The sequence below is a fragment of the Streptomyces sp. NPDC001933 genome (genome assembly GCF_042890955.1).
GTDB lineage: Bacteria > Actinomycetota > Actinomycetes > Streptomycetales > Streptomycetaceae > Streptomyces.
This window is the reverse complement of sequence record NZ_JBIASS010000086.1, coordinates 1-5,393: the sequence shown is the minus strand read 5'-3', so window position 1 is coordinate 5,393 and position 5,393 is coordinate 1. Positions and strand designations below refer to the sequence as shown.

The following is a 5,393-nucleotide window of genomic DNA, read 5'->3' as shown; positions in this document are numbered from 1 at the left end:
CAGGCGTTTTATGCTGGACCGTGGCCCGCGACCGCGTCACACGTCATGGCGCATGACCATCCACAATCAAGATCTACTTTCGATACACGGCCTAGTGGACTCGGATGAAGATGTGGGGCCGTGTTTGGGCTGGGGCCCTTGCGCGTGGTGGGAGCGTTTCGCGGCCCATTTCAGGACCTTGCGTTTGACGACTCACGGGTGTGAGCGTTTTCGGTGGGGTGGGTTGAGGTGTTGGGTGAGCCATCGGATGGCGTGACACCATGCCGCGTCGGACGCGATCGGCACCCGCAACCTGACAGCGTTGCAGAGGGTGGCCGACGCCGCTCTGTACGACGGCAAGCACTCCGGCTGACCAGGACCAGCGAGGTCCGCCTCTTCGAGACTCGCCAAGTAGGTCTGGGGCTACGAGCGCGGCGACCATCACCTGGTCACTGGCCGCCCTTCCCACGTGCGCCGAGGAACTCGATCACGAGCCGACGAGCGCACGCGGCGTCGAGCCCAGCCGGGCGGAAGAGGATGCGGTACATCAAGGGGGCGACGATGTGGTCCATGGTCGTCTCGACGTCGGGAGCCTGCTCCCCGCGTTCGCTCGCGCGGGTGAGGATGGTGTCGATCTGTTCGGCTGCGTAGGCCGAACACTGACCGGCATTGCTGCCATCGGGATCGCCGAGCAGAGCGTCACGGATGTAGGCGCGGCCGGCAGAAGAGGCCATCTCGTCGAGGAACTGTTGGGCCCAGGCCGTCAGGTCGGCCATCAGGTCACCGTGGTCCTCCGGCGCGGTGTCGGGTCTCAGGTGCTCCACTGCGACGTCCGACAGCAGCTCCTGCAGATCGCCCCAGCGGCGGTAGATTGTCGACGGTGTGACTCCTGCCCGTTGAGCGACCAGCGGCACTGTCAGTGCGTCGCGGCCTGTCTCCGACAGGAGTTCGCGTACAGCGGTGTGCACCGACGCCTGGACCCGGGCGCTGCGCCCCCCGGGGCGCACCATCTGCCTACGACTCATGACACCACCTTAAAACATAGATCTCGCTTTTACGGCTCCCCTAACGCAAACATTCAGCTTTAGCTGCGGCGGATCTGCCGCTCGACCCATCGGCAACCCTGCCGCGGTCCCATGCGTTGCCGGCCTGCGGGGCGGTCAGGCCATAGATGAACTCGCGGGTACATGTCTTGCCGGCCAGGACTGCGCCGACCATGTCGGATGCCGCGCAAGGGGGAGGGTCGGCGTGGACCCGGGAACTGGCCGCGGTGACCGATCCAGCGATGCCGCTCAGACCCTTGAGCCCATCAGGATATCCCAAAAGCTAACCGTTTGCTTTAGTTTGATTGTAGGTTCTGTGGTGACTTAACGCAAATAAATTGCCTTTACCGGTAAGGGGGCCCATGTCCACCGTCCTGTCCGACGAACCAGCGCACTGCTCCGTCCGGGCCGACCGTGCCCGCAGGAGGAACCGCGCGGCGTCCTTCGCCCTCGATGCGTCGGTGCTGGCGGCCCTTCTGGCCGCTTCCAGCGCCCCGACGCCGCTGTACTCCCTCTACCAGGACCAGTGGGGCCTCTCCCCGCTCGCCGTCACGGTGGTCTTCAGCGCCTACGCGTTGGCGCTGCTTCTGGCCCTGCTGACCACCGGAGCGCTCTCCGACCACCTCGGGCGGCGCCCCGTTCTGGCAGCGGCCCTGATCGTCGAGGCCACCTCCATGGCTCTCCTGGCCACAGCGGACGGCGCAGCCTCCCTGACAGCCGCCCGAGTCCTGCAGGGAGCAGCCACCGGCGTGGCCACCAGCGCCGCAGGCGCAGCCGTCCTCGATCTGGGAAACCCCCAGCGCCCGGGCCGGTCCGCCCTGACCAACAGCATCACCCCGGTCGCCGGCATGGCCACAGGCGTCCTTGCCTCCACCCTTCTAGTCCATTTCGCCCCCGCACCGACCGTCACCGTTTACGTCCTACTGGCGGCATTGTTCGTCGCCCAGGCGATCGCAGTCACGTTCACCGCAGAGACAGCCCAACGCCACACAGGCGCGCTGCGGTCGCTGCGCCCGCGGCTCAGCGTCCCGCCCACGGTCCGCCGCACCCTGCTGACCGCCGGTACCGCAGTCGTTGCCGTCTGGGCACTGGGCGGCTTCTACTCCTCCCTCGGCCCGGCCCTCGTAGGCCTGGCGGCTCCCGACGCTCCGCAGGCAGTACGCGGCATGGTCTTCTTCACTCTCAGCGCCACCGCCGCGCTCACCGTGTGGATACTGCGCCGCACCGCGCCCCTCGCCGCGACAATCGGAGGATGCCTGCCCATCCTGCCCGCCACGGCCCTGACCCTGAGCGGTCTGCACGGCACCGGACTGCCCGCCATCTACGGCGGCGCGGCCCTGGCCGGCATCGCCTTCGGAGCCGTCTCCCAAGGGGCGCTGCGCATGCTCCTCGCCTCGCTCGACGCGCACGACCGCGCCGCGACCCTGGCCGCCTACTACATCCTCAGTTACCTCTCCATGAGCCTGCCCGCCATCGCCGCAGGTGCCGCCACCCAGCACTACGGGCTCGGGAACACCTCCCAGGCCTACGCCATCATCGCTGCCCTCCTCGCCCTGGCAGCCCTGGCAACACTTGCCGCGTCATGGTGCAGGGCAGCCCACCCCGCAGACGACTGCCTCCGCTGAAGAGAGCAAAGGAAACGACCGACCATGCATACCTCCCCCGCCACCCCTGCCCCCTCCTGGACCGTGGGCGACGTCGCCGTCCACCGCATCGACGAAGTCCCCCTGCCGCCCGCGACCGGACCGTGGCTATTGCCCGACGCCACCGCTGAGGTGGTGACCGCCCAGGACTGGCTGCACCCCCACTTCGCCGACCACGAAGGCATCCTGCACATCGACAGCCACAGCTTCGCGTTCACCATGGGTGGGCTGCGCATTCTCGTCGACACCGGCATCGGCAACGGAAAGCAACGGGCCAACCCGGCATGGCACAACCTCCAGACGGACTTCCTCGAGCGCCTCACCACCGCCGGCTTCCCCCCGGTCTCAGTCGACCTTGTGATCCTCACCCACCTGCATGCCGACCACGTCGGCTGGAACACGCAGGAAGTGAACGGACAGTGGGTCCCGGCGTTCCCCAACGCCCGTTACCTCACCTCTCGCGCCGAACGGGAGTTCTGGGACACATACGACGTGGAGGAGGCACGCAAGCAGATGTTCCGCGACTCCGTGATTCCGGTCGAGCAGGCGGGTCTGCTGGACCTCGTCGATGTCCCGGCCGACGGCGTCGAGATCGTCCCGGGCCTGCGCCTGTTGCCAACACCCGGACACACCCCCGGCCACGTCGCCGTCAAGCTGACCAACCGGGGTGAGACGGCGCTGATCACCGGCGACTGCATCCACCACCCGGTCCAACTTGCCCACCCCGCCATCGGCGCCTGCGTCGACATCGACCCACAGCAGTCCGAGGCCTCGCGCCGCGAGCTGCTCGGCTCCCTCGCCGACACGGACACCCTCGTCCTCGGCACCCACTTCGCGCCGCCCACTGCCGGCCGCGTGATCACGCATGGGGACGCCTACCGACTGCTGCCCGTCCCGTAGGCGCCTGGAAGAAATTCGTCTCTGTTCCGTGTTCGCTGGTGAACCGTTCAGGTTTGAATAGAGGCTCGATCTTTCGGACGGATCGAGTCCGTTATACCCGAAGGAGCTCAAGGAGCGGGCCGTACGTCTGGTCCTGGAGACTCGTGATCAGTACAGGACCGAGTCCGCGGCGATCCGGTCGATCGGGGCGAAGCTCGGTGTCGGGCCAGAATCCCTGCGGAACTGGGTGCGTCAGGCCGAGGCCGACGCCACGAGGCGCGACCACGGCACCGGGACCAACCAGGGCCGGGGCTCAGCGCACCAGGAAGCCGAAGTTTTACGAGCCCTTACATGTCGGTGGGTTGATTGGGGGGCTTACCTTCGGCGGAGCGGGTCGGCCGCGCCGAAGGTAAGGGGTAGGTCAGTTGTGGGGGGCGCTGTCGGGGATTCAGGAGCCGTGGATTCCGCCGGTGACGCGGCGCGGGAGGTGGACAGTGGCGATCCGGTCGAGGCCGGAGGCGTCCAGTACCAGGAGCTGGGAGGCGTCCTGCTTGAGGACTCCGTTGGGAAATCTGCAAACCCGGTGGTCGAGACCAGGTTTTAGGCGGGTAGACCGGGTTCCAAGATGCACGTCCTGTCGGACGCGAACGGACTGCCTCTGGTCGTCGGCATCTCCGCCGCCAACACCCACGACAGCCAAGGTCTGAAGCCCATGGTGGCCGGTCTCCAAACGAGACACGACCCCCACCGCGGCTGGAACCTCAAAACCCCCACAACTATCTGGCCTTCCTCGGCCTCGCCGCCACCCTCTGCTGCTACAAACGACTGGTCCGACTCACCACGTAGGACACGGTCTATCGAGCAGGCCGCACTCATCGATGCGGTCGAGCACCGCCTCGTGCAGCCGACCCCAGACACCGGCCCTGGACCAGATGACGAAGCGCCGGTGCGCAGTCGACTACGAGACCCCGAAACACGGCGGCAGAGCCCGCCATGCACACCCGCTCACCAGCACGTAGACGATGGCCGCGAACAGCTTCTCATCAGGCGTGTCCCGCGTCCCGCCGCCCTGCGGCCTCACCCTCGACGGTGGGATCAACGGCTTCGCGATCTCCCACAGTCCGTCCGGAACAATCCAACTCCACGTATCCCGCCCCCATGAACAACCCAACGAGTGATCACAACATAGGACACAGTCTTAGCCTCGCGCTTTCATGAAGCGGGCTGTCCGACAGGCGGTCAGGAAAGCAGATAGCGCCTCTGACCAGCAAGAATGAGGATTGTCGAGGTCCTTGTTCCTGCCTCCGCCGGAGGAACTTCCCAGGTGAAGCACTCTATCGGGTCCTACCCCCGTGTCCGCGTCCAGGACGACGGCCGCCAGGTCGTCTCCCAGGCCGGGTCGGTCCTGCTCATCGAAACGGTCCGCAAGGGGCCTTGGCCCCTGATCTTGAACACGGTTTATGCGGCTTCGGCCAGCGTAGTTGATGTTGTTCGGAGTGCTCGCTCGTAGGCGATGGGGCTGCGATGTCCGAGGTGGGAGTGGCGTCGGACGGTGTTGTATCGGTGGAGCCAGCGGAAGAGGTCCAGGTGGGCCTCGTGCTCGGTGTCCCAGGCCCGGCGGCCTTGGAGGGTCTCCCGTTTGCAGGTCGCGTTGAACGACTCGGCGAGTGCGTTGTCCGCGCTGGAGCCGACCGCGCTCATGGACTGGGTGACGCCGGCTTCGCGGCAGGCATCGGCGAAAGCCCGGCTGCAGTACTGACCGGATTCAACCGGTCGTTGCAACACCAGCTTGTTGAAGCAACTGTAGCTGCTCGTTGAACGCCTCGGCGGGCGTCTTCCAACCGAGCGT

The 5,393-nt window shown here is 66.7% G+C and carries 3 protein-coding genes and 4 pseudogenes; 4 read left to right on the top strand and 3 right to left on the bottom strand.

Annotated elements, in window-relative coordinates; translation table 11 throughout:
• Positions 1-428 precede the first annotated feature (428 nt).
• Entirely contained in the window at positions 429-1,004 is a 576-nt protein-coding gene (locus ACFYY7_RS45080) for a TetR/AcrR family transcriptional regulator (RefSeq protein WP_388672156.1), read from the bottom strand.
• Positions 1,005-1,384: 380 nt separating this feature from the next.
• Here ACFYY7_RS45080 and ACFYY7_RS45075 point away from each other — a divergent pair, with 380 nt between their 5' ends.
• The 4 genes and pseudogenes from ACFYY7_RS45075 to ACFYY7_RS45060 all read left to right on the top strand — a co-directional run.
• The gene (locus ACFYY7_RS45075; protein WP_388672153.1) at positions 1,385-2,647 is read left to right on the top strand and encodes an MFS transporter; all 1,263 of its coding nucleotides are present in this window, start codon (positions 1,385-1,387) and stop codon (positions 2,645-2,647) included.
• A gap of 24 nt (positions 2,648-2,671) precedes the next feature.
• Complete coding sequence (locus ACFYY7_RS45070; RefSeq protein ID WP_388672150.1) at positions 2,672-3,565, top strand: MBL fold metallo-hydrolase; 894 nt, start codon at positions 2,672-2,674, stop codon at positions 3,563-3,565.
• A 106-nt stretch (positions 3,566-3,671) separates the two neighbouring features.
• Positions 3,672-4,148 (top strand): annotated as a pseudogene (locus ACFYY7_RS45065) (hypothetical protein); the annotation flags it as partial.
• Between the two features lie 3 nt (positions 4,149-4,151).
• Positions 4,152-4,390 (top strand): annotated as a pseudogene (locus ACFYY7_RS45060) (transposase); the annotation flags it as partial.
• Positions 4,391-4,400: 10 nt separating this feature from the next.
• Here the strand turns inward: ACFYY7_RS45060 and ACFYY7_RS45055 are convergent.
• A pseudogene (locus ACFYY7_RS45055) lies at positions 4,401-4,715 on the bottom strand (transposase); the annotation flags it as partial.
• Between the two features lie 287 nt (positions 4,716-5,002).
• Positions 5,003-5,302 (bottom strand): annotated as a pseudogene (locus tag ACFYY7_RS45050) (transposase); the annotation flags it as partial.
• Positions 5,303-5,393: the final 91 nt, after the last annotated feature.

Coding starts and splice junctions, on each gene's coding strand:
- ACFYY7_RS45080 (WP_388672156.1), bottom strand. CDS start 1,004: ATGAGTCGTAGGCAGATGGTGCGCCCCGGGGGGCGCAGCGCCCGGGTC.
- ACFYY7_RS45075 (WP_388672153.1), top strand. CDS start 1,385: ATGTCCACCGTCCTGTCCGACGAACCAGCGCACTGCTCCGTCCGGGCC.
- ACFYY7_RS45070 (WP_388672150.1), top strand. CDS start 2,672: ATGCATACCTCCCCCGCCACCCCTGCCCCCTCCTGGACCGTGGGCGAC.